This is a genomic window from Bradyrhizobium sp. Pha-3 (assembly GCF_042258615.1).
Taxonomy (GTDB): Bacteria; Pseudomonadota; Alphaproteobacteria; order Rhizobiales; family Xanthobacteraceae; genus Bradyrhizobium.
On the sequence record NZ_CP170152.1, the window covers coordinates 8,004,071 to 8,030,785 of the forward strand.

General features: G+C 64.4%; 24 protein-coding genes. 6 read left to right on the forward strand and 18 right to left on the reverse strand.

The window, feature by feature from the left end; genetic code table 11:
- Nucleotides 1-86: 86 nt before the first annotated feature.
- The 8 genes from ACE10Z_RS37380 to ACE10Z_RS37415 form a co-directional block, all read right to left on the reverse strand.
- The gene (locus tag ACE10Z_RS37380; RefSeq protein WP_375785168.1) at nt 87-1,406 is read right to left on the reverse strand and encodes a nucleotide disphospho-sugar-binding domain-containing protein; all 1,320 of its coding nucleotides are present in this window, start codon (nt 1,404-1,406) and stop codon (nt 87-89) included.
- A complete protein-coding gene (locus ACE10Z_RS37385) occupies nt 1,403-1,957 on the reverse strand; it encodes a TetR/AcrR family transcriptional regulator (RefSeq protein WP_375785169.1) in 555 nt (184 codons plus the stop codon). Before ACE10Z_RS37385 ends, ACE10Z_RS37380 begins: the two co-directional genes overlap by 4 nt.
- A 266-nt stretch (nt 1,958-2,223) precedes the next feature.
- Nucleotides 2,224-2,610, reverse strand: coding sequence for a hypothetical protein (locus ACE10Z_RS37390; RefSeq protein ID WP_375785170.1), 387 nt, complete (start codon nt 2,608-2,610; stop codon nt 2,224-2,226).
- A 258-nt stretch (nt 2,611-2,868) separates the two neighbouring features.
- Nucleotides 2,869-3,759, reverse strand: a complete 891-nt coding sequence (locus ACE10Z_RS37395) for a L,D-transpeptidase (RefSeq protein ID WP_375790018.1) — start codon at nt 3,757-3,759, stop codon at nt 2,869-2,871.
- A 404-nt stretch (nt 3,760-4,163) separates the two neighbouring features.
- Nucleotides 4,164-4,781 (reverse strand): N-acetylmuramoyl-L-alanine amidase, encoded by a 618-nt coding sequence (locus ACE10Z_RS37400; RefSeq protein ID WP_375790019.1) that lies wholly within the window; start codon nt 4,779-4,781, stop codon nt 4,164-4,166.
- 36 nt (nt 4,782-4,817) lie between these two features.
- Nucleotides 4,818-6,032, reverse strand: coding sequence for a GGDEF domain-containing protein (locus ACE10Z_RS37405; RefSeq protein ID WP_375785171.1), 1,215 nt, complete (start codon nt 6,030-6,032; stop codon nt 4,818-4,820).
- A 647-nt stretch (nt 6,033-6,679) separates the two neighbouring features.
- Complete coding sequence (locus ACE10Z_RS37410; RefSeq protein WP_375785172.1) at nt 6,680-7,291, reverse strand: LysE family translocator; 612 nt, start codon at nt 7,289-7,291, stop codon at nt 6,680-6,682.
- Between the two features lie 137 nt (nt 7,292-7,428).
- Nucleotides 7,429-7,830: a response regulator gene (locus tag ACE10Z_RS37415; RefSeq protein WP_375785173.1), complete on the reverse strand. Its 402-nt coding sequence runs from the start codon at nt 7,828-7,830 to the stop codon at nt 7,429-7,431.
- Nucleotides 7,831-7,988: 158 nt separating this feature from the next.
- On the opposite strand from ACE10Z_RS37415, the gene ACE10Z_RS37420 reads away from it, so the two are divergent.
- The gene (locus ACE10Z_RS37420) at nt 7,989-8,831 is read left to right on the forward strand and encodes an SDR family NAD(P)-dependent oxidoreductase (protein WP_375785174.1); all 843 of its coding nucleotides are present in this window, start codon (nt 7,989-7,991) and stop codon (nt 8,829-8,831) included.
- Between the two features lie 234 nt (nt 8,832-9,065).
- Here ACE10Z_RS37420 and ACE10Z_RS37425 read toward each other — a convergent pair whose 3' ends face one another.
- The 4 genes from ACE10Z_RS37425 to ACE10Z_RS37440 all read right to left on the reverse strand — a co-directional run bounded on the left by ACE10Z_RS37425 (nt 9,066) and on the right by ACE10Z_RS37440 (nt 12,373).
- Nucleotides 9,066-9,914, reverse strand: a complete 849-nt coding sequence (locus ACE10Z_RS37425) for an FRG domain-containing protein (RefSeq protein ID WP_375785175.1) — start codon at nt 9,912-9,914, stop codon at nt 9,066-9,068.
- A gap of 168 nt (nt 9,915-10,082) precedes the next feature.
- A complete protein-coding gene (locus ACE10Z_RS37430) occupies nt 10,083-10,889 on the reverse strand; it encodes a lytic transglycosylase domain-containing protein (protein WP_375785176.1) in 807 nt (268 codons plus the stop codon).
- A 55-nt stretch (nt 10,890-10,944) separates the two neighbouring features.
- Nucleotides 10,945-11,904 carry a DUF817 domain-containing protein gene (locus ACE10Z_RS37435; protein WP_375785177.1) on the reverse strand — a complete coding sequence of 320 codons (960 nt, stop codon included), beginning with the start codon at nt 11,902-11,904 and terminating at the stop codon, nt 10,945-10,947.
- 58 nt (nt 11,905-11,962) lie between these two features.
- Complete coding sequence (locus ACE10Z_RS37440; protein WP_375785178.1) at nt 11,963-12,373, reverse strand: ester cyclase; 411 nt, start codon at nt 12,371-12,373, stop codon at nt 11,963-11,965.
- Between the two features lie 513 nt (nt 12,374-12,886).
- Here ACE10Z_RS37440 and ACE10Z_RS37445 point away from each other — a divergent pair.
- A complete protein-coding gene (locus tag ACE10Z_RS37445; RefSeq protein ID WP_375785179.1) occupies nt 12,887-15,706 on the forward strand; it encodes a CHAT domain-containing protein in 2,820 nt (939 codons plus the stop codon).
- Nucleotides 15,707-15,827: 121 nt separating this feature from the next.
- A complete protein-coding gene (locus ACE10Z_RS37450; protein ID WP_024581032.1) occupies nt 15,828-16,064 on the forward strand; it encodes a hypothetical protein in 237 nt (78 codons plus the stop codon).
- A 100-nt stretch (nt 16,065-16,164) separates the two neighbouring features.
- Here ACE10Z_RS37450 and rpoD read toward each other — a convergent pair whose 3' ends face one another.
- Nucleotides 16,165-18,297, reverse strand: a complete 2,133-nt coding sequence (rpoD, locus tag ACE10Z_RS37455) for an RNA polymerase sigma factor RpoD (protein WP_375785180.1) — start codon at nt 18,295-18,297, stop codon at nt 16,165-16,167.
- 253 nt (nt 18,298-18,550) lie between these two features.
- Nucleotides 18,551-20,572: a DNA primase gene (dnaG, locus tag ACE10Z_RS37460; protein ID WP_375785181.1), complete on the reverse strand. Its 2,022-nt coding sequence runs from the start codon at nt 20,570-20,572 to the stop codon at nt 18,551-18,553.
- Between the two features lie 209 nt (nt 20,573-20,781).
- On the opposite strand from dnaG, the gene ACE10Z_RS37465 reads away from it, so the two are divergent.
- On the forward strand, nt 20,782-21,336 hold the full coding sequence (locus ACE10Z_RS37465) for a chlorite dismutase family protein (protein WP_375785182.1): 555 nt from the start codon (nt 20,782-20,784) through the stop codon (nt 21,334-21,336).
- 159 nt (nt 21,337-21,495) lie between these two features.
- Here the strand turns inward: ACE10Z_RS37465 and ACE10Z_RS37470 are convergent, their stop codons facing one another.
- From ACE10Z_RS37470 to ACE10Z_RS37480, 3 genes are all read right to left on the reverse strand, one after another.
- Entirely contained in the window at nt 21,496-21,894 is a 399-nt protein-coding gene (locus ACE10Z_RS37470) for a gamma-glutamylcyclotransferase (protein WP_375785183.1), read from the reverse strand.
- A 123-nt stretch (nt 21,895-22,017) separates the two neighbouring features.
- On the reverse strand, nt 22,018-22,830 hold the full coding sequence (locus ACE10Z_RS37475) for a transglutaminase family protein (RefSeq protein ID WP_375785184.1): 813 nt from the start codon (nt 22,828-22,830) through the stop codon (nt 22,018-22,020).
- Between the two features lie 2 nt (nt 22,831-22,832).
- Nucleotides 22,833-23,735 carry a transglutaminase N-terminal domain-containing protein gene (locus tag ACE10Z_RS37480; RefSeq protein ID WP_375785185.1) on the reverse strand — a complete coding sequence of 301 codons (903 nt, stop codon included), beginning with the start codon at nt 23,733-23,735 and terminating at the stop codon, nt 22,833-22,835.
- A 102-nt stretch (nt 23,736-23,837) separates the two neighbouring features.
- On the opposite strand from ACE10Z_RS37480, the gene ACE10Z_RS37485 reads away from it, so the two are divergent.
- A complete protein-coding gene (locus ACE10Z_RS37485; RefSeq protein WP_375785186.1) occupies nt 23,838-24,635 on the forward strand; it encodes an N-formylglutamate amidohydrolase in 798 nt (265 codons plus the stop codon).
- On the opposite strand, the gene ACE10Z_RS37490 is transcribed toward ACE10Z_RS37485, so the two are convergent.
- Nucleotides 24,632-26,266 (reverse strand): MASE4 domain-containing protein, encoded by a 1,635-nt coding sequence (locus ACE10Z_RS37490; RefSeq protein WP_375785187.1) that lies wholly within the window; start codon nt 26,264-26,266, stop codon nt 24,632-24,634. The two genes, ACE10Z_RS37485 and ACE10Z_RS37490, sit on opposite strands and share 4 nt — an antisense overlap.
- Nucleotides 26,267-26,506: 240 nt before the next feature.
- Here ACE10Z_RS37490 and ACE10Z_RS37495 point away from each other — a divergent pair, with 240 nt between their 5' ends.
- Nucleotides 26,507-26,713, forward strand: a complete 207-nt coding sequence (locus ACE10Z_RS37495; RefSeq protein WP_375785188.1) for a hypothetical protein — start codon at nt 26,507-26,509, stop codon at nt 26,711-26,713.
- Nucleotides 26,714-26,715 lie beyond the last annotated feature (2 nt).

The following is a 26,715-nucleotide window of genomic DNA, read 5'->3' on the forward strand; positions in this document are numbered from 1 at the left end:
CTTTCGCTGGAAGAGACGTGCGTCATCCTTCGGTTTCCTTTCGATGGACCGTTCTCGAGGTTTTCGCCGCGATCGGCGGGTGCCAATCACGCGGCGGACAGGGCTCTTCGCGAAGACCTCCGTGCGAAGTCCTCGATTTCTGCGACGAGCCGTGCAGGCCCCTTACCTTCCTCGGCAATGGCACGCCCAAGCGCCACGGCCCGCTCGGCGAAGCTCGGTTCTGAAAGGACGCGCCGCACGGCCTCGCCGATCATTTGCGGGGGCGCTGAAGAATCGAGGCGCAGGCCCGCACCGTGATAGTCCACGCGCGCGGCGTTATCGTTCTGATCGCGCCCCATCGGCAGAACGATGAGGGGGACGCTGTGGCACAGCGATCGTATGACCGTGCCGTGCCCGCCATGGGTGACGACGGCGCGGGCTTTGGCCAGGATGTCGTCATGCGCTGCATTGGGAAGAATCGTGACATTCGCCGGCGATTGCAGGCGAAGCCCCTCAAGCGCTTTGCCGAGGGTGACGACCGCCTCGACCGGCTCCCCGGCCAAACCGGATATCACTCGCCGGAGCACATCGGCCTGCCCTTGATTGGTGGTGCTGAACGATACGAGCACGAGTGGACGTATCTCGCGCGCTGGTGGGCTCGTCCATGGTTCGCGGGCCCAGCTCGGCATCTCCAGCAGTGGTCCCACATAGCGCACACGGTCTGGCAGGCGCTCGGTGGGAAAGTCGAAGCTGCTGCTGGTGGCAAGGAGATGGCGGCCGGCGCTCAAGGGCTGTTCGTGGACATGGGCCAGTGGCGCAAGGCCGAAATGAGCACGGGCGGCGTTGAGGCGAGGCAGGAAACCGTCCCATAATTGCTCGGCCATTGCCGAAACCTCGGCGTCGCGCGCTCTGTCGGCCGCCGACCGGGCGGGCTGAAAGCCCGGACCGAACGGCGGATGTCCGGGGACCGGCCAGAGCGAGATGTTGCTTGCGAGCAGGGCTGTCGGAACATTCGCAACTTCGCCGGCAAGCATGCTGCCGAACAGCATATCCGAGCCGAGAAGGATATCGGACGGCTCCGTTGCCAGTGCTTCGAGAATATCCTCGGCATAGGATTGCGCTGGTCCGACGAAGACCCGCTCGCACCCTCTTTGGAAGCCAGCCAGGGGATCGGTGGTTTCCCAATCACGCACGAAGCAGCTCTCAGGTGAGCGATCAGGACGGTTCGGGGCGCGCTTCCATGGCAGGAATCGAGCCCCCGCCTCGATCGCCTCCACGCGCATCGTGTCGTCGGCGATCAGACGCACGTCGTGGCCCCGGCCGGCGAGGGCTCGGACGGCCGCGAGCGTCGGCGGCACGTTGCCGCCGCCTTCCCAGCAGGCCGCCAGGATGCGCAGACGCGGCGCCACATCCGTCGTCTTGATCATTGCCTTGGTCCTTTCTCGATAGAGACCGGATCAGTCGTCGGATCCTCACGCAGCAGGCGCTCGATCGCCTGCGTCATGAGCCGGTGTGTCTGCGCCGCTGAATGTCCTTGCGCCCTGCGTAGCAGGTGCCAGATCCACACATCGGTCTGCACCAGCAACTGCGCGAGCCGATCGCCGCGGGCCTGGCCGTCGAGCTTGTCGAGCCAGGCTTTGAACATGTCCTTGATCCACCCGCGATGACCTTTGCGTCCGCGGTCGAGGACAGCGGCGAACTCTGGAATGCGCGCTTCCTGCCCGAGCGTCCGCACGATGATGTCGCCGGTGCGTTCGTAATCGTCGATCAGGAGCGTGACGATCTCCGCCACGCTTTGCGCCGGCGTGCTCCAGCGTTGGGACTGGATCGAGACATCCATCTGGGCCGCCATGGCGCTGAGCACCCCGGTCTTGCTGCCGAACCGCCGTATCACGGTTTGGCGGGTGGTGCCGGCCGCGGCGGCGATGTCGTCGAGAGTGATCTCGTCGAACCAGCGCTCTGCGAGGAGCGCGTTCAAGGCGCCGACGATCTGCTGCTCGGTGTCCTGAACCGCATTGGCGCGTGCCGACTGGCGATAGGCTCGCGGAGACATCGTGTCGCCCTCAATTTCATGTTACACAATGTAACTCTAAATTGAGGGCATGTCAAACGGGAGCTGGCGACGCGCCGGCAGGCCAACGGACACGAAGGCCGGCGGCAACGCCGGCTTTTTTGTTGCCAGCCGAACGCCGCTGGGTGGCTGTTCTTCCATTCACTCGATCTGAAAGCGGACCAGACACCGATCTAGCGGGCGGCCGGGTCACCAAGGTGCTCCGAGCCGGGTTCAGTGTGCGCGAAGGAAAGCCACCACAAGCTCCGCACGACAGGCAACGTGAAAACCACGCAGACCGCGATGATGATCGCGTAAGTCAGAATGCCGCTTGCGTTGATCAGCGTCTTCGCGCCCAAGACCAATGGGACCGCCCAGTACGCCACGAATACGATGGCGTAGATTCTCCAAAACAGTTTCGGAAGAAGATGCGTGTTGAAGGCCAGCAAAAACAGACTCACGAGCGCGGGGAGCAGTAGTGCTGTCGTGATCAGGCGAAATGCCGTCTCGTCATGCGCGGCATCAAAGAAAGCCCACAAGTAACCAAGCGCGTAAACAAACGCGATAACCCTCCACCACATTGCAAGCCCCCCGTTGCGAGCAACGCGGTTGTGGATCAAGCTCTGGTAGCAAGGCAATCATCCATCTGCACGCAGAAGAAACCAGCGATGGCTTGCGGATGTACGGGTAACGACGCCCCCGGTATTGCGAGCGCTGTGCGCTCGCGGCCATGGCGCGGCAGCGGTGCGAGAAGCGCTCATACTCAATAAAGTCCGGGCCGCCTGCTTTCGCTCCACCCATCCTGCGAAACTGGCATTTGGCATGATGCTCGGATTGAATTACTGGGCGTCGGCCATCTTCGGTCGAGGTGACAGCAACTGCACGTTCGTTGCCGAGGGCTGGTTCGACAGCGACGCCGGGTCCTGCGTTGAGGCCGTGTAGGGCGGCGCTCCCTGGGATGGTCGACGGGCAGCTTGTGCCGGAAGCACGATCACCTTCGCTCCGACCTTCACCCGATCATAGAGGTCCACGACATCGTCATTGGTCAGCCGGATACAGCCGGACGAAACCCGCTTGCCGATCGTATCGGGCTTGTTGGTGCCGTGAATTCGATATTCGGTTTCACCCAGATACATCGCCCGGGCGCCGAGCGGATTGCCGGGACCTCCTGCCATGAACCGCGGCAGATAGGGCTGGCGCGAAATCATCTCCGCCGGCGGACGCCAATCCGGCCATTCTGTTTTGCGGGCCACGGTCTGTTCACCGGACCATGTGAAACCTTCGCGGCCGACACCGATGCCGTAGCGCATCGCCTGTCCGTCGTTCAGAACGAGGTAAAGGAATGTGTTTCCGGTATCGATGACGACGGTGCCCGGCGTCTGGTGACTGGCGTAGTCGACCACCTGCCGAACAAATTTTCCGGGAGCGTCAGCGACCTTTGGCGTTTCGATCCGGGCGGGCGCCGGGACCGGGATCGGAACCGGAGCCGGCGCTGGAGCCTGAACCGGTGCCGCTACGCGAACAGGAGCCGATGGTGCAGGACTAGATGGCGAAGGACTGGATGGCGCCGGGACCTGGTGCGCGGCCTGCTTCCGTGTCGGTTGGACGCTCGCCGGCCGCCACAGCAAGCCGTACCCCAATGCGACAGCCGCCACGGCGCCAATTGCAACTCTTCCCGCCACCGGTAGCGCGAGCGCCTCGGTCTTTTTGCGTTTGGCCCGCTTAGCCATGTCTTTCCCCCGGTCCCTGGACTTGGAAGGGGTACCCAGCAAATTTTAACAAGCTTCGAAGCGATCTCGCTCAGGCCGAAAATCGCCAAGTGTCGTTAACGCGAGCGCTTGTTCCGCAAGGGTTGAGAGGGGTACTCGACATCCAGGCAGTCTGCAGGATGGGTGGAGCGCAGCGATACCCATCATCCCACAGCGCGGCACGAAGTTGATCGGTATCGCATCGCTCAACCCATCTACGAAGCTGTCGTCCTCCTGCAAAAGCGGGGACCCCGTACGCCGCGGCGGTCGAGAGAGGACGCGCAGTAACTGCTGCCTCTGGAATACTGGATCGCCCGGTCAAGGCCGGGCGATGACGAGTGTATGCTGGGCCGAGCGTCCTCGTCCAAGCATAACGACTACCCGCCCTACTCGCCCCACTCTCGCGCCATGGTCGCGAGCGCGCAGCCTTCGCAGTAGCGGGCGTCCTTGAAGTCGATCCAGTTGTGCGCATAGACCCGTTCCAGCGGAATGCCGTAACGTGCGCGCAGCAGCTTCACCAGCACGCGCCAGGCGGCGATCTGCGCGTCGGTCGGGCCCTTCGTGACATCGGGAAAATTGCCGGAGAACTCGACGCCGATCGAGGTGTCCTTGTTCACCTGCCGATAGGTTTTGCCGTTATCGATGTACTTGTTGTCGTTGCGGTCGGCGCCGTCGGTGTGGGTTGGGACCAGATTGTCGGCGACCGCCCAATAAACCGTGCCGTCGGTCTCAACCCAAACCATCACGCCGCGGCGGGTCGGGCTCTTGTGCTGCGCCTCGGCGCCGTATCGCGCCGATCCCTGCGGCCCCTCGGTCTGATGAACGATGATGTTGCGCCAGGGATGCGATTTGGCGACGTCGCCCCAGGGCGACAGCCACACCATCTTCAATCCGGGAATCTCGGGCGTGCCCTGCGATCGCGCGATCGCTGCAAGATCGGTTTCGGCTGATACGGCGGAGGACAGTACGAGCGCAAGGAGTGCGGTGAGCAGGCGAGGCATCATCACGGAAATATCCAGTATCGCTCCTCGTCAGCATGCTCAGGCGCGCTTGCGCTGGGTCGCCTCCACGAGGTCGACCATCTCGGGCGGCAGCTTCGGCTCATAGGTGGCATAGCCGTTCTTGCCGCCCTTCTTGGCATCGTAGAGCGCATGGTCGGCGGCGGCGACCAGGCGGTCGGGATGCAGGCCGATCTCGCGGGTCCATTGCGCAACGCCGATCGAGACCGCGATCGGAATGTCATTGCCGGTGCACTGCTCGGCGTCGGCACGGCAGACCTCCAGCACGCGGCGGGCGATCATCGCGCCCTCGCGCAGCGTCGAGGACGGCAGCACGATGCAGAACTCGTCGCCGCCGGTGCGGGCCAGCATGTCGCCCGGGCGGAGCCGGGTCTGCGCCATCAGCGTGAAGTGCTGCAGGCAGGCGTCGCCGGCGGCGTGGCCATGGGTGTCGTTGATGCCCTTGAAGCCGTCGAGATCGATCACCAGCAGCGCGAAGGTCTCGCCGTTGCGCTCGGAGCGCGCGCATTCCTCGGTCAGCCTCTGCAACAGATGGCGGCGGTTGCCGACGCCGGTGAGATCATCGAGCAGCGCGAGGTCGGCGACCTCGTTGCGCAGCCGGTCGATCGCCATCAGCAGGAAGCCGAAATTGAGCGCCATCGACAGGAACACCATCAGCAGGATCACCAGAGACTGCCCCGCATTGAAGCGAACGAAATTGAACTCGCGAGGCTCCAGTACGGCGCCGACGAGGCGCAGCGCATAGATGCCGATCAGCACGGAGGCGACGATGCCGGCAAGCCGCGCGCCCGGGCTGACGCGGCCGTTCTGGGGCGACAGCAGCAGCTTCAGCGTCAGCGCCAGCGGCATGACCTGGGCGACGGTGTAGACCAGGATGCGCATCGGCATGCTGTCGTAGGCAAAGATGAAGACGCCGAGGCCGGCGAAGGCGAGTGCGGTGGACAGCGCGGTGCTGCGCCAGCCGACCGGCTTGCCGAAGAAGCGCTCGATGCCCATCGCGGCAAGGCCGGCGGCGAACACCATCAGCGTCCCCGCCGCGAGCAACGGCAGCAGCGAGTCCGTCATCATCACCCGGAGCATCGCGCAGGCGGCGCCGGCGGACGCGACGAAGGCGGAGGCGGTCCAGAACCGCGCCGCGCCGAAAGCTGGATAGCTGCGCGCGACATAGGCCCAGATCAGGCCGAGCGCGAGAAAATTGATAACGAATACCGTCCAAAGCGTCGGAACGCTCAACATCGCCCCTGTTCGAGACCCGTATCGGCCTCGCCTCTCCTGAAATGACCGTCCGCCCCTTAAGGCGTTTTCTCCCAATGGCAATCCCCGTTGCCTTACGGACAGGATGCGGCCGCGCCGCTTAACGGACTCTCACCCGCCACGCGCTAATCCGTGCTGTGGTTTTGAATTGATGAAGATCGGCGCACCGGCCGTTTGCGCGTCGTTAAGCATGACGGATGCGATGCCGCCGCGATGCGTGACATCGCGCACGCTGGCGAAAAACTGGCGAAAACACGTAACAGCTGTGGATAACACGATGACAGCGCGGTGACAGCACGCGGCAGCAGCCTCCGAATCTGCTGAGTTTGATACTGAGGATGTTGCGAGGCTGGCCCTCCGCCAAGCATGCCTCGGAGTCGCGTTCAATCCATGAAACCTTGAGAGGATACTATGGCTAAGAAAGCGAAGAAGGCGAAGAAGGCGAAGGCGAAAAAGGCCACCAAGAAGAAGGCCGCCAAGAAGTAACCAATTTCTCGCCCGGGTAGCGGCTCTTGCCCTGCCCGGGCACCCGATCCGGGACCACCTACCCGGCAAATGGGACGCAAGAAGGCAGCAGGCGCAAGGCCTGCTTTTTTATTGCCTGCCGCAAGCCGCGAGGGAATGCGAACTCAGCGCTCCGCGAAGGCGAGCTTGGCGCCGAGCAAGGCAAAGCCTGCGGCAAAGCTCCGCCGCAGCCAGGCCATCACCTTCGGGCGGGTGATGACGCGGTCGCGCACCGACGCCGCGAACAGCCCGTAGACCGCAAACACCGCAAAGGTCATCGCCATGAACACGCCGCTGAGTTCGACCATCCGCGCCAGCGGGTGGGGTTCGTCGACGGCGATGAACTGCGGCAGGAAGGCCAGGAAGAAGATCGACAGCTTTGGATTGAGGATGTTGATCAGGATCGCGGTCACGATCACCCGCCCGCTGGAGCGCGGCTCGATCTCGGTGTCGACGGCGAGCGCGCCGCGCTCGCGCAGCGCCTGCCAGGCCATATAGAGCAGGTAGACCACGCCGCCCCATTTCAGCGCCGCGAACGCCATGGCACTGGTGTGCAGGATGGCGGCAAGGCCGAGCATCGCCGCGATCATCTGCGGGACGATCCCGAGCGTGCAGCCGAACGCCGCCGCCAGGCTCGCGCGTGAGCCCCGGGTCAGCGCCACCGCCAGGGTGTAGAGCACGCCGGTGCCGGGCGAGGCGACCACGATCAGGGTGGTCAGCAGGAAGGACCAGGTCATTTCAAAATCCCCAGGGACATCAGCCGCCAATATCACGTCCCGCCCCCAGGGCGGAAGCAGCCAGCGGCTGGCCGGCCCATCACCAGCGCTGACAACTCCGTTATGGAGGACCCTGGTCTTGTCAGGATCTGCTCTCGTCAGGACCTGCGCGGCCCGCCGGCCGACAGCTCCGACGCCTTCATCTCGGCGACCCGGATGACGTCCAGCGGAGCCCAGGGCTTGGACCAGAACAGAGCGCCGTCAGGCAGGCGCTGCCGCAGCGGCTTGCCCGAGGTCACAATCACATCGAGATCGGGATTGTATTTCTTGGCAGCATAAGCGAGCTCGACGCCGGTCATGTTTCCGGCCAGCTCGACATCCGTCAACAGCAGCACGATACTGTCGCCGTTGCTCCGCAGCACTAATTCTGCGGCCTCCGCGCTCTCGCAGGAAATGACGTCGAACTCGCTCTCCGCGAGCAGCAGCTCGATCATCTCGCGCTGCATCGGGTCGTCTTCGACGACCAGGGCCTTCGCACGATAGGGTCGCGATTGTCCCATGGCTGGGCCTCCCTTGGATTGAATGCCTCGGTTTGAAGTGTGACGAGGGTCAAACACCTGGGCGCTGGATAGTTCGGTTCCAATCTGAGAAAAGTGGGGAAACCCGCCGTGTTCCTTACGGCTCCCACCACGCCTCGTTGAGATGGAGCTGACCTGACATGACCGCGATCTCTGGATCTGCCGCCGCCGTGACCGGGGCCGCCAGCGGCATCGGCCGCGCGCTCGCGCATGAACTGGCGCTACGCGGTTGCGATCTGGCGCTCGCCGACCGCGACGAGGCCGGCCTGCAGGCCGCCGCCGCCGAGATCGCCAAGGCGAGCCCGCGCAAGGTCACGGTGCATCGCCTCGATGTCGGCGAGCCCGGTCAGATCGCGGCATTCGCGGAGGCGGCCGGCGCCGCCCATCACGGGCTCAACATCGTCGTCAACAATGCCGGCGTCGCGTTGCTCGGCCAGTTCGACGAGATCGGGCAGGCGCAGATGGAGTGGCTGTTCAACATCAATTTCTGGGGCGTGGTGCACGGCACCCGCGCCTTCCTGCCGCTGCTTTCGCGGCAGCGCGAGGCGCATATCGTCAACGTCTCCTCGATCTTCGGCATCCTCGCGCCGCCCGGCCAGAGCGCCTATTGCGCAGCCAAGTTCGCGGTGCGCGGCTTCTCGGAAAGCCTGCGCCACGAGCTTGCGGTGGCAGGCAGCCCGGTCAGGCTCTCCGTCGTGCATCCCGGCGGCGTCGCCACCAACATCGCGCGCAACTCGCGCACCGGCACCGGCATCACCGATAATGCCCGCCGATCCGAATCGATCGAGCGTTTCGACGCGCTGGCCAGGACCACGCCGACCGCAGCTGCGCAACGCATCATCGTCGGCATCGAGAAAAACCAGCCGCGCATCTTGATCGGCAAGGACGCCCGCTTCATGGACCTGCTGCAACGCTTCCGTCCTGCGACCTACTGGAAGGTGATGCAGCGGATGATGGAGAAGACGGCGGCGCGGCCCAGCTGAATGTGCGACGTGGCGGGTGCCCGTGCATATAACCGGTGTCGTCCCTGCGAAAGCAGGGACCCACACTCCGCGGCAGACGTAGCGAGCGGGACTCGTCGTTCCGACATCGCGCAACAACGAACATTTGTGGTGATGGGTCCCGGGTCAAGCCCGAGACGACACTGAGGATGTTGCACGGCCCGCGGGTCATACACCTGCCTGCGAGTCACACATCCGCGTCCTCGCGACACGAGACTAACCGCCCAACTGCTTCTTCACCCCGAGCGCCAGCCGAAACAGCGGATCGCTCCGCTCCGACGGATAGAGCGCGCTCTTGGTCACCTGCGGAAAATTGTCGCTCTTCCAGAACGACACCGGCGCGAACGAGAATTTTGCGACCAGCCGCCGGCCGAAATCCATCTCGTAGGGGAAATAGTTTTCCTTCTGCTCGGTGCCGGACATTTCAGGATATTCGCCGAGCAGATAGCCCTCCTGGATATGCGGCCGCACCGCCGCGGGCGGGCAGACGCTGGAGAGCCGCACGATCTGCAGGCCGGCCTCGGCGCTCGCGGTGATCGCGCCGCTCAAGTTCGGCACGCCGAGCACATAGAGGAACGCGGTGCCTGTCTCCGCCAGCGAAGCAAAAGACGCCGCGATGCGGATCGAATGGGTGACGTCGAGCAGCGGCGTGGTGCAGACCTCGTAATGCTGCAGGATCGACCAGCGCAGGATGCGATGCCGCTTCAGCCGCTCCAGCCCCAGCAATTTTGCTTTCGCGTATTCCGCAATCAGGATCTGTTCGGCGCGGGCCAGCGCCGCGAACCGCGACGCCAGCGTCTCGCGGTCCGGATTGCCGCGGCCGGCGCGGAACAGCGTCGGCTTCAGCGACGAGTTACGCTTGACGTTCCGGAAGTCGGCGCCCTGGCCGCGAAACAGCAGCACATGGTCGCGGTTGAGGAATTGCAGCTCGGCGATCTTGGTCGCGAGTTCGAGATAGGAGCCGACGCGATGGCCCGGCCCCTCCCGCACCGCCGAGTTCTTCGCGATCTGGCATCCGCGGCGGTCGAAGAACGACCAGATTTTTTGGCTGCCGATCGTTTCCATGGGACGCCCTGCACTCTCAACTCGTCATTCCCCGGTGCGCAATTGCGCACCTGAGGGCAGCCCGCAGGGCTGAACCCGGAATCCATTTGTCCACGCGCGATGCGGCCCGATGGATTCCGGGCTCTCGCTTCGCGAGCCCCGGAATGACGGGCGGGGGTGGCCGCGCCCTCACCGCCCGATGAGCTGATCGGCGAAGTACCCGATGGTCTTGCGATAGATTACCGCCCTGTTCCACTCGCGCATCGCCTCGAAATTCGCGCTGCCTTCGCCGTAGGGCGCACCCATCTTGAAGCCGTTCGAGTGCAACAGGTTCGCGGTCGAGGCCAGCACGTCGGGCACCGAGTGGCGCAGATCGACATGGCCGTCGCCGTCGAAATCGACGCCATACTTGATGTAGGACGACGGCAGGAATTGCGTCTGCCCGATCTCGCCGGCATAGGCGCCGATCATGTCGTTGAGCCTGAGGTCGCCGCGCTGCAGGATCTTGAGCGCGGCGAGCAACTCGCCTTGGAACAGGTCGGTGCGGCGGCAATCATGCGCCAGCGTGGTGAGCACCCGGAACACCGGCAGCTTGCCCATGTCGCCTTTGCCGAAATCGGTCTCCAGTCCCCAGATCGCGACCAGGATCTGGCGCGGCACGCCGTATTGCTGCTCGATCTTCGAGAGCAGCGCGGCGTGACGCTGCAACATGGCGCGGCCGCCATTGATGCGCCCAGAGCCGACGCGGGTTGCGACATACTGCTCAAAGGTCTTGTTGAAGGTGTAGCGCTGCCGCCGATCGAAGGCGAGCACCCCGCCATCCTGCTGCACCCCGCCGAGCGCCGCGGAGATCACGTCCTGCTGGATGCCGGCGTTGGCCGCCTCCTGCGAGAACGACTGGACGAAGGCGGGGAAACTGCCGCCGCAGCGGGCGGCATAAGAGGGGGTGGCAAGCAGCAAGGCGCCGAATACAACCGCCAAACGACACCTGAGCATGCAACAATCCCTCCTGCTTCGAATGTCCGATCATGCCATGGAGCAAACGAGGCAGTCAAAGCATTGGCGCTGACAATTCACCCGCGTCTGCGTCGTCCCGCCGCCGCACACCGACACCCGCATTCTCGTCCCTCCACTTCAATGGCGCATTCACCAGGCTGACCAGCGTGTAGCTGATGATCAGGAGCAGGAACCAGGAGCCGAGCTTGTCGATCGAGACCATCGACCAGCCGAGCCGCTGCGAGGGATAGAGCCAGGTCTTGGTGAAGGTGCCGATGTTCTCGGTGAACCAGATGAACAGCGCCACCAGCACGAGGCCGAGCAGCAGCGGCATCGCGCGATAGCTGGTCCAGACCTTGAAGTGGATGCTTGTGCGGCCGAACAGCCAGATCGCCCAGGCGAACAGCAGCCAGCGAATATCGATGACGTAGTGGTGGCTGAAGAAGTTGACATAGATCGCGATGCTGAGGGCAATCAGGCTGAGGCGGCGCGGATGCTGCGAGAAGTGGAAGTCAAACAGCCGCCAGCAGCGGCAGATGTAGCTGCCGATGCAGGAATACATGAAGCCCGAGAACAGCGGCACGCCGCCGATGTGGAAGATGCTGGGCTCCGGATAAATCCAGGAGCCGACCTGTGTCTTGAACAGTTCCATCGCCGTGCCGACGACATGGTAGATCAGGATGACCCTAGCCTCCTCCCATGTCTCGAGCTTAGCTGCCAGCAAGGCGGCCTGAACGGCGAGCATGCAGAGAAACAGGAAGTCGTAGCGCGCAAGCACAGCGTCCGGCGGATAGAAGCGCCATGTGCAGATCATCAGCGCCACCGCGATGCCGCCGAACAGGCAGGCCCAGGCCTGCTTGACGCCGAAGCGCAGGAATTCGTAAGCCGCCGCGGTCAAGCGGCGCTGCGCCATGAGCAGGCCGAGCCGATGCTCGCCGGCGATGAAGCGGCGCAGCGGCGGCCAGTTGGCCGCGGCGCTCGCGATCGGCTTGGTCGGTGTCAGCCTGTGATGCACGCCGCGGACGATGGCGGCGGATCGCGGTCGCAGCGCGGCGCAGTTGTGCAGATTTTCCTCAATCCCTGAGCTGCCGCTCCAGATCGACGAAGTCGATCTCCGCCCAGCGCTCGGAGATCTTGCCGTCGTGAATCCGCCAGAACGTCATGCCGCGGAATTCGACGTGGCGGCCGGTCGGGGCTATGCCGTGCCACGGACTACGGTGCCGGCCGCGCCAGACGAAGCGGCCGGCGACGATGTCGCGCTCGGCCACCAGGCATTCCGCCACCGCCGACAGATCGGCAAAGGTCTCGTGCATGGCCGCTGAATGCGCGATCACCTCTTCCGCGCTCATCCGCTTGCCGGCGGCATGGTCGAAGAAGTCGGACGCCAGCTGCGCGCGAATCGCATCGGGATCGAGACGATTGGTCACGGCGTCGCAATGCGCGAGCACCAGCGCCTTGTTGGCGTCGAGGGTGGCGTTGGACATCGGCGGGGCGCCTTCGATCAAAGGAAAAGTTGCAGAAAAGGAAGGATGCGCCTCATACGCGAATCGGACCGGACGGTGCAAGTGACGATGGTCAGAAAAAACCTCCGCTTTCGACCGGCGCGCGTTTCCTTTCCGAAGCGAAAGGCGGGCGCCGGGAAAGTGCGACGACTTGGCACGCGGGCTGTCGCTCCTGAAGCCCGCCCAATGCGTACGGCACAATCAGCCGGCATGCCGGCGGTAACATTATCCGATGGCTCGACTAGGCCGGTGGCATGCAAGCGGCGGCGCACGGCATCCGGCGGCGCCTGCGCTGGAGCAATTCGGGGCGCGATGCGTGAACGCCGGAGGCGCTGGCCGCGACCAAGAAGCACGAATTCGGCTCGCCGGTTCCGCGCCACGCTCGACCGGCCGCCGTGTCTTGTTCATGCAAATGCGCGCCGCTAAAGCATCGTGAGCGTGATGCGACGAAGCCGTCATTTGCGGGGAACGCGGTACGATGAGGATGCGCAATCGATGAGGATCACCGGGGGCCTCGCACGCGCGCGCAAGATAGCCGCATCGCTCAGTATCATCCTCGTGTTCGGCGCTGTTCTGATCGGACCGATCGATACCGCCACAGCGCAGAACTCCCCCGCCAAGCGCACGCCGGCGCAAGGCGCCGGCAACGCACAGGCGATCACCGCGCAGATGGAGACCGCCATCGCGCTGACGCGCGGCGGCAAGATCGACGCGGGCTATGCACAGCTGCTTGCAGCACTGGATGCGGCAGACAAGCTCGACGACGCGCAATTCGTCATGGAGCGGTATTTCGACGCGACCGCCGCGCTGCGCGCGGTCAAGCGCGACGATCTGGCCGAGAAACTGTTCGTCCGCGCGTTCCAGAGCAAGGCGGCGGCGCACTCGCCGCCCGGCAATGCCGACGTGCTCCTGATGTACGCCATTCTCCTATCCGACCACGCCAGGATCGCGGAGGCAGTGCCGCTCTACATGAAGGCGATCGCCGCCTTCAACGCCTATTGGGGCGAGGGCTCCGAGGAATCGCTGATCGCCAACGACAAGCTCGCGGTCGCGCTGTCGGCCAACGGCTCGGCGGCGTCGGCGACCAATCTCGGTCGGCACAATTTCGAGCTTTCCGAGAAGGCGCTGGGGCCCGACCATCGCACCACCTGGAAGCTCGCCAACAACTATGCCGACATGCTGCGCGAGATCGGCGCGCCGGCGAAGGCGCTCGAGCTCGATCTGTTCGCGATCGAGAAGCGCGCCAAACATTACGGCGAGAACCATCTCAATACGCTGGTGACGGTCAACAACGCCGGGCAGGATTTTCTCAATCTCGGACGCTTCGACGATGCCCGCCGCTATTTCCGCCGGCATCGCGCGATTGCGACCGTGCTCGCGCCGAAGGACCCGAGCTTCGCCGGCCAGGCCGACGCCTGGCTGTTCTACACCGACATGCTCGCCACCGGCGACGCTGCGATGTCGCAAGCCGATCTGGAGCGGCTGGAGGCGATCGTCGCAAACGAGGAGAATTTCGCGGACTTCCTGCGCATCAAGGCCGCGGTGCTGGCGGCCGGCAAGCGCGAGCAGCGCGGCGAACCCGACAAAGGCATGCGGCTGCGCGAGACCGCGCTGGCGATCTCGACCCGCGCCTTCACTGCGCAGCATCCGCTCAGCTTCGAGATCAAGCTCGGCATCGCGACAGCCCTGATCGCTGATGATCCGAATCGCGCCGTGCGCGCGTTCACCGCCCTCGACCGCGAGATGTTCGACTGGATGAAGCGCGAGGTCGGCACATCAGGTGATCGCGCCGTCGCGGAAGCGATCCGCGCCCATGCCGACCATCTGCTGTTCGCCTTCGGCCGCTTCGCCACCGGAGCTGGGTCATCGGTGGCGCAGCCGGCCTTTGCCGCCGCGGTGCTGCGCTGGAAGACGCTCGGCGGCGGCGACGCCACGGCGCTGCGCCAGCTCGAGACCCAGATGGCGGGCAAGGACGAGGAGACCGCGACGCTGCTGCGCGCGGCGCTGCGGCTCAACGGCGAGAAGCAGGAACTGTTCTCGTCGGGTAATATCGACGACTGGGCGCGATCCGTGTGGCAGCGGCAGGACGCGGCGGAGAAGGCGCTGGGCAAGCGGCTCGATGCGATCGGCGTGAAGCTGCCGCAAGACCCGATCCGTCCCTCGCAGCTGCTCGCGCCGGAGGAAGCTGTCATCAACTATTTCATCACGCGGCAATGGAAGGCGGATCGTCAATCCAAGGAGCCGCTGTCCGCGACCGTGCTCTACGCCATCGTCGAGACCGCAACGAGCGAGCCGCGCGTGATCGATCTCGGCGATCCCGGCCGGATGGTCGACACCGGCGTGCGGACCGAGATTGCGCGGCTGCGCGCGACGCGCGCAAGCGTACCCGATCTCGACGCCAAGGAGCGCGACAACAAGGCGCTCGACGTCAAGGGCCGCTTCCAGACCCTCCGCGCGCGGTTGTTCGCGCCGCTGGAGCCTGTCCTGAAGGACAAGACCACGCTCTATGTGGTGCCGGACGGATTCCTGTTTGCCGTGCCGTTCTCCCTGCTGCCCGGCGCCGACGACGGCCTGCTGGAGGACCGCACCACGATCCGGATGCTGACCAGCCCCGACGCGCTGATCGCCATCCATGCGCGCGAAAAGCTCGACAGGACGGGTGCGATGCTGCTCGCCGGCGGCATCGAATATGGCCAGCCGGGGCCGATGCCCCTGCCCGGCACGAAGACCGAGATCGAGGCAATCGCAAAACTCGCCCGCGCGCGCGGCGCGCCAGTCGAGATGCTGACCGGGCGCGGCGTCAGCGAAGCTGCGCTGCGCGAGGCGATCGGCAAGGCCCGCATCGCGCATCTGGCGACCCACGGCTTCTATCACGACAGCACGGCGTCCGGCCTCGACACGCTCTGGCAGAGCGGCATCGTGCTGTCGGGTGCCGGCGACAGCCGGTGGCCGCTGCGTGACGATCGCGACGGCTATCTCTATGCGTTCGAGGTGATGGACTGGGACCTGTCCGGCCTTGATCTGCTGGTGCTCTCGGCCTGCGAGACCGGCCGCGGCGACGAGAGTTTTGTCAGCGGCCTGCGCGGCCTACCGACCGCGCTCGGCATCGCCGGCGCCCGCCGCGCGCTGCTGACGCTGTGGCCGGTCGCCGACGAGGGCACCGCGAACTTCACCGTGCGCTTTTATGAGCACCTGGCGGAGGGCCTGACCTACTCGGATGCGCTGCGCCAGACCAGGCGCGATGCGCGCGACGGCAAGGTCGCCGGCGCCAGGGACGCGAGCGTATGGGCGGCGTTCGTGCTGTTCGAGGGCTGAGACCGCAGGCGCCATAGGTACGGCGCAAGGGCCCTATGCCGCCGAATCGTGCAGGGCAGATCGGCACGGGGGGCAGGCGATTTGCTTTGACAGCGGCGGCCTGATCGGGGACAAGCCGCCCATGCCGAAAAAACCCGGGACCAATCCCAAAGGCGAATTCGCCTTCTTCAACGTCTTCTATGAAGACGGCTCGCAGCGCTCCAACCGCCGCGTGCCATCGGAGCTGCTGGGCGGGCTGGACGGCGACGAGCCGGTGCGCGCTTTCCTGCGCGAGCAGGACCGCGAGATCGCCGAAAAGGGCGGCCGCCCGCCGCTCGAGATCAAGACCATCGAGCGCGTCGGCGCGAAGAAGAAATAGCGGCGCGGACAGGCTCCTTTATCAGAACGAAAAAACGGCGGGCCTCGGCCCGCCGTTTTTGTTTCGATGGATTGCCGGGTCAAGCCCGGCAATGACGGCATCAGTTGTCGAGGAACGACCGCAGCTTGCGGCTGCGCGACGGGTGCTTCAGCTTGCGCAGCGCCTTGGCTTCGATCTGGCGGATGCGTTCGCGGGTGACCGAGAACTGCTGGCCGACTTCTTCCAGCGTGTGGTCGGTGTTCATGCCGATGCCGAAGCGCATGCGCAGCACGCGCTCCTCGCGCGGGGTGAGCGAGGCCAGCACGCGCGTGGTGGTTTCGCGCAGATTGGACTGGATCGCGGCGTCGATCGGCAGGATCGCGTTCTTGTCCTCGATGAAATCGCCGAGATGCGAATCCTCTTCGTCACCGACCGGGGTTTCGAGCGACAGCGGCTCCTTGGCGATCTTGAGGACCTTGCGGACCTTCTCCAGCGGCATGCCGAGCTTCTCGGCGAGCTCTTCCGGGGTCGGCTCGCGGCCGATCTCGTTCAGCATCTGGCGCGAGGTGCGGACGATCTTGTTGATCGTCTCGATCATGTGCACGGGGATGCGGATGGTGCGGGCCTGGTCGGCGATCGAGCGGGTGATCGCCTGCCGGATCCACCAGGTGGCGTAGGTCGAGAACTTGTAGCCGCGGCGATATTCGAACTTATCGACCGCCTTCATCAGGCCGATATTGCCTTCCTGGATCAGGTCGAGGAACTGCAGGCCGCGGTTGGTGTACTTCTTGGCGATCGAGATCACGAGACGGAGGTTGGCTTCCACCATCTCCTTCTTGGCCTGACGGGCCTCGCGCTCGCCCTTCTGCACGCCGTGCACGATCTTGCGGAATTCGCCGATCTCGAGCCCGGTGAGCGCCGCCAGCGACTGGATCTCGTGGCGCAGGTCCTTGATGCGGTCCTTCTCGTGATGGACGAAGTTCTTCCAGCCCTTGGCCGACAGCTTGGAGACGCGGTTGAGCCAGCGCGGATCGAGCTCCGAGCCCTGGTAGTTGCGCAGGAAATCCTCGCGCGCGACGCCGTGGCTGTCGCCGAGGCGCAGCAGGCGGCCCTCGAACGAGACCAGCTTCTTGTTGATGTCGTAGAGCTGCTCGACCAGTGAATCGATGCGGGCCTGGTTGAGGCGCAGCGACTTCACCTCGACGATGATCTCGTCCTTCAGCTTCTTGTACTTGCGCTCCTGCGAGGGCGACAGCGACTCGCTCTGCAGCTGGTTGGCGATGTCCTGCTCCTGCAGGCGGCGCAGCTTCTTGTACTCGGATGCGATCTTGTCGAAGGTCTCGACCACCTTCGGCTTCAGCTCGGCCTCGATGGCGGCGAGCGACATCTGGTTCTCGAACTCGTCGTCGTCCATGTCGGACTCGGCGGCGGCTTCGGCGGGATCCTTCTCCTCAACGCCGGCTTCGCCACCGGCGGGCGCGGCGCGGAACGGGGTCGGCGACGGCGGCGCTGCGGGCGGCGCGACATGGGCCGGCGCACCGGCCTGCACATCGCCGCCATTGCCTTCAGCGGCGGCGCCCTCGGCGCCGTTGTTGCCGATCAGGTTCGGATTGATGCCGCCCTTCGATTCAGGTCCGGCATAGGTGGCTTCGAGATCGATGATGTCGCGGAGGAAGATCTTTCCTTCGTTGAGCTCGTCGCGCCAGATGATGATGGCCTGGAAGGTCAGCGGGCTTTCGCAGAGGCCCGCGATCATCGCCTCGCGGCCGGCCTCGATGCGCTTGGCGATCGCGATTTCGCCCTCGCGCGACAGCAGCTCGACGGTGCCCATCTCGCGCAGATACATGCGCACGGGATCGTCGGTGCGCTCGCCGGGCTCCGACTTCTTGACCTCGGTGACGGCCTTCTGCGTGACCTCGACGAGTTCGTTGTCGGTCTCGTCGTCGCCGTCGTCCTTCTCGTCCTCGCCTTCCGAGTCATCAGCCTCGGTGACGTTGATGCCCATGTCGGAGAGCATCGACATGATGTCTTCGATCTGTTCGGGCGAGGTCGTGTCGGAGGGCAGCACTTCGTTGAGCTGATCGAAGGTCACGAAGCCGCGCTTCTTGGCCTGCTTGATCATCTTCTTCACCGCGGCATCCGACAGGTCGAGCAACGGCGACGGCGCGTCAGCGGAATCCTTCTCAGGAGCATCCGCTGCCTTGTCGTCTTTTTCCTTGTCCTTAACCTGCAGCGTCTTTGCCTTGGTGGCCATTCACTAAGCTCCCGAAACGCGGTCATGCAGAATGGCGCCACGCACGCGCATTCGCACGAAATCTAGATTTACTCTCTCGACGCACAAAGGGCGGCGCAATACCTCGCCACCCCTGTCATCCGTCTCGACGGTTTCCAATCTTGAATAGCCGTGAGGCTATTAAGTTTCGCTTAACCCTGTTTTTGCAGCCAAACCATGGATTTGGCGAGTCATTTTGCGGGTGCGGCCAGCGCCGTCCGCAGCATTTTTGTTATCAGACATTACGCTGGAACCGGCCCGATAATTCGCCGAACCCTTCAATCAGGGCTTCGGTCCCGTCGGCTTCTGCCATCCGGGCCTGGATATCCTGCAACCATGCCAGATTGGCCTCGCTGGAGTCTTCAGCCAAGGCGGCTTCCGCATCTTTTCTTTCCCTAAGTAAGGCGTGGGTTTTCTGATGCAAGGCAACGAGTTGACGCCAGGTCGATAAAACATCCTCGCGCGCCGCGCCGATCTGAGCCCCCCACACCGCCTGGGTTGTGATCGCCCGCTCAACCCTTTGAAGAATATGCGATAATCCGCCCGCTTCGAGGTCGGAGCGCATCTTCTCGGCCTGCTCCTCGACGTCCGGAGAGTGGTGATGGTCGTGGGCAAAGGCGGCGATAATCGCGGCCCGCAGCTTGTGGGCCTCGGGATGGGCGAGCTCCAGCGCCGCCACCTCCTCAAGATGGTCGTGCAGCAGCCAAGGGTGATTGATCAGGGATTGCAGGATCAGCGCCTCGCGGCTCGAGATCGCGCTGCGCTGGCCGCGCATGATCGGGCTGTTGGCCAGTTGCTGGCTCGCGGCCTGATAGGGGCCCCGTGAAAACCCGGGGGTGGCGCCGCCCTTGGCGCCGAACCGGCCGGCTTGGCGACCTTGGCCCGGGCCGCGGGAGGCAAACTGGCGGGGTGATTCGCCGCCGCGGCCGCCGCCGAAATTGCCCCGGTTGCCGTAGCCGCCGCGGCCGTAACCGCCACGTCCCCCCTCCGGGGCAAAGTTGCGTTGCAGCCGCTCCTGCAGATCCTGGCGATAATAGCGCCGCACCACCTCGTCGCGGATGCCGCCCGTGAGCTCGCCGATCCGCGCCTCGAGCGCTGCGCGGCGCTCGGGGGTGTCGAAATTGCCGCCCTCGATCTCGCGCGACCAGACCATTTCGGCAAGCGGCCTCGCGGCGCCGATCACATCCTCGATCGCGCCACGGCCGCCGGAGCGCGCGAGATCGTCGGGGTCCTGCCCTTCCGGTAGCAGCGCAATACGCAGGCTCTTTCCCGGCTTGAGCTGGGGCAAGGCAAGATCGGCGGCGCGATAGGCGGCCTTCTGGCCGGCGCGGTCGCCATCGAAGCAGAGGATCGGCTCGTCCACCATCTTCCAGAGCATCGCCAGCTGGTTCTCGGTCAGCGCGGTGCCGAGCGGCGCGACGGCGCCGGGAAAGCCCGAGGTGACCATCGCGATGACGTCGACATAACCCTCGACGACGATCAGCTGCGCGCCGTCGTGCGCGGCCTGGCGCGCGGTGAACAGGTTGTAGAGATTGTCACCCTTGTGAAACAGCGGGGTTTCCGGCGAGTTCAGGTACTTCGCCGGAACGTCCTTCTCCAGCGCCCGGCCGCCGAACGCAATGACGCGGCCGCGGGCATCCGTGATCGGGAACATGACGCGGTCGCGGAAGCGGTCGAACGGCACCGGCTTGTCCTCGCCGGACACCAGCAGCCCCGCCTCCACCATGTCCTCGGTCGAGATACCTAACGCGCCCAGATGCTCCTTCAGCGCAAAACGGTCCGGCGGCGCATAGCCCATCCGGAACTGGAGCTGGGTCGCCGGCGAGATGCTGCGGTCGGCGAGATAGCCGCGCGCCTTGGCGCCGCCCCGCGAGGCCAGCGTGTCGGCGAAGAACTTTGTCGCCAGTTCCATCACGTCGTGCAGGGTGCGGCGATGCTGCTCGTGTCGCGCCGCATCGGGCGTTACGGCCGGCAGCGGGACACCCGCCATCGCGGCGAGACGCTCCACCGCCTCGGGGAAAGTCACGCCCTCCGTCTTCATCAGGAAGTCGAAGATGTTGCCGTTCAGCCCGGATGAGAAGTCGAACCAGGCCTGCTTCTGGTCGTTGACGAAGAACGAGGGCGTTTTCTCCTGCTGGAACGGCGACAGCCCCTTCCACTCCCGCCCGGCCTTCTTGAGCTTCACGCGCCTGCCCACGACTTCCGAGACCGGAAGCCGGGCGCGCAGCTCATCGAGGAATTCGGGCGTGAAACGCATCAGGGTGATTCTGGGCTCGGGCGACGAATCGCGGACAACCGGTTAGCCATATAGCGGCACGACCGGGCATGCCGAACAATGTGGGGCTTTTCCGGGCTATTCACAGGCCTGCTTGTCACGGCTCCGTCGAGCGGGCTACCCCCGAATCCACGGTGGAGAGCCTGCACGGCAAGCTTGCCCCCTCCCCGCTTCCGGGATTGGATAGCGCCATGTTCACGACATTCAGAGGCGGGCAGAGCGGCGGCTGGCAGGTCACGTCCATCACGCGGGTGAAGGGCGAGACGCTGCCGAAGGTCGCGGCGCTGTCGATCGTTGCGAGCGAGTCGATTGCGCTGCCGCTGTTGCCGGCGCAGACCTCCTGGCGGCTCGCTGGCGTTGCCAGCTATTTGCGCTATACCGAGAAGGACGAGCGCGAGAAGCTTACCGCCGTGCAGGCCGGGCTCGGCCGCAGCGAGGCGACGCACGCGGCGCTGATCCCGATCAGGAAATCCGCGGCGTGGTGGGAGCTGACACAGCAGGAGCGCCGCGAGATTTTCGAGGACAAGTCGCACCACATCGCCGGCACCTTGAAATTCCTCCCGGCGATCGCCCGCCAGCTGTTTCACGCCCGCGACCTCGGCATGCCCTTCGACTTCCTGACCTGGTTCGAATTCGCGCCCGAACATGTCGCCCTGTTCGACGAGTTGGTCGGCATGCTGCGCGCAACCGAGGAGTGGAGCTATGTCGAGCGCGAGGTGGACATTCGCGTCGAGCGGGAAGTCTGACTTCCCCCTTCGGTCATTGCCGGCTTGACCCTGCAATCCATCAAAAGAAGGACACTTGCGAAGAGAGATGGATGCCCGGGTCATAGGCGAGCGGAAGCGACGCCGTCCTTCGGACGGCTAAGCCCGGGCACGACGAAGTACGCGGATTACGCCGGAGCGCTAATGCTCGAGGAATTTTCCTGACGCGATCCGCGGCAGCTCGGTGACCGGCCAGTTGTAGAGATAGGTCCACGCCTCGCTCACGCTGCCGTCGGCGCGCGTGACTTTGAGCATCTCGCGGACATATTCGGTCGGCGGCGGAAAGCCTTCGCCGCAAGCTTCGTACATGTCGAATTCGCGCAGCATGGCCTCGCGCTCGCGCAGGCGGAACAATTCGCCATGCACGATGTCGGCGGGATCGTCCGACCCGACCAGGCCCGGATAATGCTTCACCAGATAGAGCCGCCCGCGGCACTGGGCCGGCCCGAGGAACTCGGCATTGCCTGCGAGCAGCTTGGCCATCGGATGGTCGAAGCCGCGCATCAGCGTGCCGTAGACGAAGAGAATATCTGATGTCATGGCCCTCTATGTCATTGCGAGCGCAGCGAAGCAATCCATGCCGCCGCAAAGATGGATTGCTTCGCTGAGCCTGTCATCGGGCGCGCATTCGCGCGACCCGTTGGCTCGCAATGACGGACTACCTCAAGCCGCCACCACCTCATCGGTCACCACGACGAACTTCGTCAGCGTCATGCGGCCGAAGCTCGTGGTGAGCGCGACGTCGGCAGCGTCGCGGCCGGTGGCCATCAGGATGCGGCCGATCCGCGGCGTGTTGTGGCGGGCGTCGAAGGTGTACCACTGGCCCGACAGGTAGACCTCGAACCAGCCGGAGAAATCCATCGGCGCGGGATCCGGCGGCACGCCGATGTCGCCGAGATAGCCGGTGCAATAGCGCGCCGGAATACCCATGCAGCGGCAGAAGGTGAGCGCCAGATGCGCGAAGTCGCGGCAGACGCCGGCGCGGCCTTCATAGACATCGTGCGCCGACTTCATGTGATGGGCGTGCTCGTAGCCGAACGTCACATGGTGGTGCACGAAATCGGTGATCGCCTGCACCCGCGCCCACCCCGGCGGCGTGTTGCCGAACAGCGACCAGGCAATGTCGGACAGCTTGTCGGTCTCGCAATAGCGGCTCGGCATCAGATAGAGCAGCATGTCATCAGGCAATTGCTCGATCGGAACCTGCTGTGCCGCCGGATTGACGACATCGGGCAGCCCGGAATCCCGCACCAGCGCGCTGCCGCGGAAGGTGACGCCACCGCCGGGGGCGACCAGACGCCCGCAGACATTGCCAAAACCGTCGCGATAGAAGCCGATCGGGACATCCGGCTCGGCCGCAATGCTCTCGGTGCCGACGATATCGGCGTAGCGTGACGGATGGATCGACAGCATCATCACCATCGGCGTCGGCTGCGCGGCCGTGTAGGTGATCTCGAAGCCGACCTTGATCTGCATCGTCAGGCCGTCTCCCGCTCCGCCGCGCTCTCGCCGACCGAGACGACCTTGATGTCGACGTCCATGGCGAGATAAGCATCCGCGGCGCCGAGATAGACGCCATGCAGCGGCACCGCCTGGCGCGGATCGCGCGCCACAGCGACGCGGATCAGATCGCGCGTGCCGATGATGCCGTTGGTCGGATCGAACTCGATCCAGCCGGCGCTCGGCAGATAGACCTGCACCCAGGCATGGGTCGAGCCGCCGCCGACGTAGCCATGCGCGCTGCCGGCGGGCATCGCGAGATAGCCGGAGACGAAGCGCGCCGCGATGCCAAGCCGCCGCAGCGCCTCGATCATGAACAGCGCATAGTCGCGGCAGGTGCCGGACTTCGTCCGCAACGTATCGAGCGGATGCTGGGTGCCCTGCTCATAACGCTTGCGATAACTGAACGCCTCGCGAATGCCATGCGTCATGTCGCTCAGGATCTTGAACGTCAGTGTCGGCGCCTCGACATCCAGGAAGCGCCGCGCCCAGGCCGACAGCTCGCCGTTCGGGTCGCCATATTGCGGCGTGATGAACTGCTGCAGATCGGGGAATTCCTCATCATCGTAGAGGAATGGATAGAAGTAGGCGGTATCGTCCGGCGTCAGCGCGAACGTATCGGCCGCATTGTGCTCCACCGTCGCGGTCGAGACAAAGGACAGCGCGTCGGCGCGCTCGTCAAAGGTAGCGATCGCGACGCTGTTGCCGAACACGTCGTGAATCCAGCGCAGCGACATCGGCTGCGGATCGATCACGAGCGCGCTGTCGAGCACGCGCAGATCATGGCCGTCGCGGGGGCGCAGCATGATACGGTGTTCGCCGAACGCCACCGGGCGCGCATAGCGATAAACGGTCTTGTGATGGATAGTCAGTAGCGGCATCTTCAAACAATCATCGTGATTTGGGCCGCTAAATCTATAGAGAATGCTGCTCGATTCCAAACCAGCATGCCCCTTGAATAGGCAAAGTTGAGGAAAAAGCCCGTGGATCACGCCGGCGACCCGTTCTTTCTGCTGACAAACACCGATGTTTCACCGGTTCTTGAACATAATCCTGGCGGCCGCTCGCCGTTCCTTCTGACTTGCGATCATTATGGCAGGCTGATTCCTTCGCCGCTCGGCGACCTCGGTCTGCCCGAAAGCGAGCTCGTCCGACATATCGCCTGGGACATCGGCATCGCCGGCGTCGCAACCCAGCTCTCCGACCTGCTCGGCGCGCACCTGATCGCGCAGCGCTACTCGCGGCTCGTGATCGACTGCAATCGTCCGCCGCTTGTCGCAAGCGCGATCCCGCTGATCAGCGAAGCCACCACCGTTCCCGGCAATGAAGGCCTGTCCCGCGAAGCCGCCGGGATGCGCCGCGCGCAGATCTTCGATCCCTATCACAAGCGCATCGACGAGATCATCGACGAGCGTGCACGCCTGGGCATGCCGACGGTGCTGGTGTCGCTGCACAGCTTCACGCCGGTCTACGCCGGCATCGCGCGTCCCTGGCACATCGGCACGCTCTACCACCGCGACAAGGCGCTGCCGCCGCTGCTCCTGAAGCATCTGCGCAGCGAGGGCGATCTCGTGGTCGGCGACAACGAGCCCTATGCGGTCAGCGACGAGACCGACTACACGATCCCCGTGCACGGCGAGAAGCGCGGCCTGATGAATTCCGGCATCGAGATCCGCCAGGACCTGATCGCCGACCAGGCCGGCGAGACGGCATGGGCCGAACGGTTGGCACGCATCCTCGGCGAGATCGAGACGACGCTGCGCGTGGAAGCGCTGATCTAGCGCGTCGAACGGTCAGCCAGAGCGTTGTTTTTGGCCCTGGGGAGCGCAATTTCAAACGTTGATCCTTCCGGACCCGATCTTATCAGTCGCAGCACTCCATCGTGATTTTCAATAATGGTCCGGCTTATCGCAAGCCCCAACCCCATACCGGAACTCTTGGTCGTGAAGAACGCATCGAAGACGCGATCCCGATCGCCGGCCGGAATGCCTTCGCCTGCATCCTGAATGGAAAGCGCCACCGTTGACTTCTCATCCACTCTGGTCGCCAGTCTCAATCGGCGGGCAGCGGGTTCAACCGAACCCATTGCCTCAATCGCATTCCTGATGAGGTTCAGAATGACTTGCTGCAACTGTGTCTGGTCGACGTCGACTTGGACGTGGGTATCTCCGATATCGGTCGCAACGGACACCTCGTTGTTCAGGAAATCCTGCTCCGAAAGCGCCAGAGCTCTTGCAGCAATCATTCCCAGATTCCCTCGTCCTCTGTTGTCGGTCGCCGCCTTGAACAGTGAGCGGACGCCAACAAGGACCTCACTCGCCCGCAGGCTGTCGGTTTCTATATCCTTGAGGATGTCACCCACCTCCTGCAGCGGCGGCGATGCCGACCGGAGTTGAACGATGGCGGTGCTCGCGTTCAGCGCGATTGCCCCCAGCGGGGTGCGAACCTCGTGTGCAATTGCGGCCGTCGCAGCATCTACGCTCATGAGCCGGTTGGTTCGCTCGCGACGCAACAAGGAGAACGCGTTGGCGAGACGGGAGTACAGCACCATCATCTCGGTCAGCAGTACAGTGAGAAGCATGAAGCTCGCAACGAGGGCGAAACCACGCGCTGCGTACCAACCCAGGGAAAATCTTACCGAACTGGCGAGGGCAGCCACCAGGAAATTGGGCATCCACGCAACCAAGGTGACAACCAGCCAGGTATCGAGAATCGTCCGTCTACGTGTCAGAAGTACCCCAAGAGCGACGCCGTACCACAGCAGCAAGCCAACGTTCGCCTGATTTCCCAGATTGGTTTGCCTGATAACGCCGCCGACATAGAAAGCCGGCAGCTTATCGACCCACGCCAGCGCAATCCATGACAACGCGGTCACGACAATCGTCACGCCAAGAACGGTGAGACCGATGATCGCTCTGGTCGACGCGCGCGGTTCAATCGACGGCTCGCGGTCATTCTTCAGAAGCGCGTAGATCAATATTCCCAGTGCGAATGTCACGTGCCAAAGAATGAACAGCCAGGCCGGGCTGTTGAATCCGTCGCCAAGGAGACCTGCCGGCGCATATGCGCCGGGAAAAGTCAGCGTCTGCAGAAACGCGAACCACGCACTACAGAGATACGCGCTCGCGACGGCCAGGAGGGCTCTCTGCGGCAGGATCGTATACTGCGAGAAGAGCAGAACTGCAGTGATGAGGTCAGCGACCGCAAGCACTGTCTGGACCACCGGGACGAAAACATCGATCCGAGGGAGTTGCGTCCCCGCGAACGGCGCGACGATTGCCGCTATGCCGAGCACAGCGACTATGAAAGCGAGCGCCAGCCGACGTTGCTCCAACGAGGCCGGAATAGCCGCGATCGCTATCGGGAAGTCTCTGTCCCGCTCCCGGTCGGTCCCGGCGCTGCTGCTTTCCATCAGCAATCAACCTCTGATCAATGAGCGCAATAAAGCAGCACGGTAGGCCGAAAGCCGGCTTGCCACCAGTGGCCGCAAGTCCGCTTCTGCCCTTCGGAGGCATATCGCACGGCGACGTGACGCCGGCGGCCCAATCGTCAAATTCCCGGATGCACGACCTAGCTGTCCGTCGGGACGGACGTCTTGGGACGCCGTGGATGTAGCCGCCGCTTTTTCGGCGAGCGCGCGGCAGAGGTCGTCTTGAGCTTGCTCTCCGGTGCCGACGCGACCCGGGATTTGCGAACCGCCTCGATCGCCGCTGCCGAGCCGATGCAGCCATGGCAGATGATCGGCGGTGCTCGCGCCGGCGCGATGCCGCACGCGAGGCATTTGCGTGGCGGCGATTGCCTGCTCGATTTCTTGTTCGACTTCCCGTACATCTCCGCGGTTGAGACTCCGCCGGGATGAAC

Bases quoted from the DNA above. Each gene is read 5' to 3' on its own strand.
- ACE10Z_RS37480 (WP_375785185.1), bottom strand. From the start codon at position 23,735: ATGCCGCTACTGACTATCCATCACAAGACCGTTTATCGCTATGCGCGC.
- ACE10Z_RS37380 (WP_375785168.1), bottom strand. From the start codon at position 1,406: ATGATCAAGACGACGGATGTGGCGCCGCGTCTGCGCATCCTGGCGGCC.
- ACE10Z_RS37465 (WP_375785182.1), top strand. From the start codon at position 20,782: ATGTTCACGACATTCAGAGGCGGGCAGAGCGGCGGCTGGCAGGTCACG.
- ACE10Z_RS37430 (WP_375785176.1), bottom strand. From the start codon at position 10,889: ATGCTCAGGTGTCGTTTGGCGGTTGTATTCGGCGCCTTGCTGCTTGCC.
- rpoD (WP_375785180.1), bottom strand. From the start codon at position 18,297: ATGGCCACCAAGGCAAAGACGCTGCAGGTTAAGGACAAGGAAAAAGAC.
- ACE10Z_RS37405 (WP_375785171.1), bottom strand. From the start codon at position 6,032: ATGTTGAGCGTTCCGACGCTTTGGACGGTATTCGTTATCAATTTTCTC.
- ACE10Z_RS37425 (WP_375785175.1), bottom strand. From the start codon at position 9,914: ATGGAAACGATCGGCAGCCAAAAAATCTGGTCGTTCTTCGACCGCCGC.
- ACE10Z_RS37400 (WP_375790019.1), bottom strand. From the start codon at position 4,781: ATGATGCCTCGCCTGCTCACCGCACTCCTTGCGCTCGTACTGTCCTCC.
- ACE10Z_RS37440 (WP_375785178.1), bottom strand. From the start codon at position 12,373: ATGTCCAACGCCACCCTCGACGCCAACAAGGCGCTGGTGCTCGCGCAT.
- ACE10Z_RS37415 (WP_375785173.1), bottom strand. From the start codon at position 7,830: ATGGGACAATCGCGACCCTATCGTGCGAAGGCCCTGGTCGTCGAAGAC.
- dnaG (WP_375785181.1), bottom strand. From the start codon at position 20,572: ATGCGTTTCACGCCCGAATTCCTCGATGAGCTGCGCGCCCGGCTTCCG.
- ACE10Z_RS37445 (WP_375785179.1), top strand. From the start codon at position 12,887: ATGAGGATCACCGGGGGCCTCGCACGCGCGCGCAAGATAGCCGCATCG.
- ACE10Z_RS37420 (WP_375785174.1), top strand. From the start codon at position 7,989: ATGACCGCGATCTCTGGATCTGCCGCCGCCGTGACCGGGGCCGCCAGC.
- ACE10Z_RS37410 (WP_375785172.1), bottom strand. From the start codon at position 7,291: ATGACCTGGTCCTTCCTGCTGACCACCCTGATCGTGGTCGCCTCGCCC.
- ACE10Z_RS37395 (WP_375790018.1), bottom strand. From the start codon at position 3,759: ATGGCTAAGCGGGCCAAACGCAAAAAGACCGAGGCGCTCGCGCTACCG.
- ACE10Z_RS37490 (WP_375785187.1), bottom strand. From the start codon at position 26,266: ATGGAAAGCAGCAGCGCCGGGACCGACCGGGAGCGGGACAGAGACTTC.
- ACE10Z_RS37450 (WP_024581032.1), top strand. From the start codon at position 15,828: ATGCCGAAAAAACCCGGGACCAATCCCAAAGGCGAATTCGCCTTCTTC.
- ACE10Z_RS37390 (WP_375785170.1), bottom strand. From the start codon at position 2,610: ATGTGGTGGAGGGTTATCGCGTTTGTTTACGCGCTTGGTTACTTGTGG.
- ACE10Z_RS37470 (WP_375785183.1), bottom strand. From the start codon at position 21,894: ATGACATCAGATATTCTCTTCGTCTACGGCACGCTGATGCGCGGCTTC.
- ACE10Z_RS37475 (WP_375785184.1), bottom strand. From the start codon at position 22,830: ATGCAGATCAAGGTCGGCTTCGAGATCACCTACACGGCCGCGCAGCCG.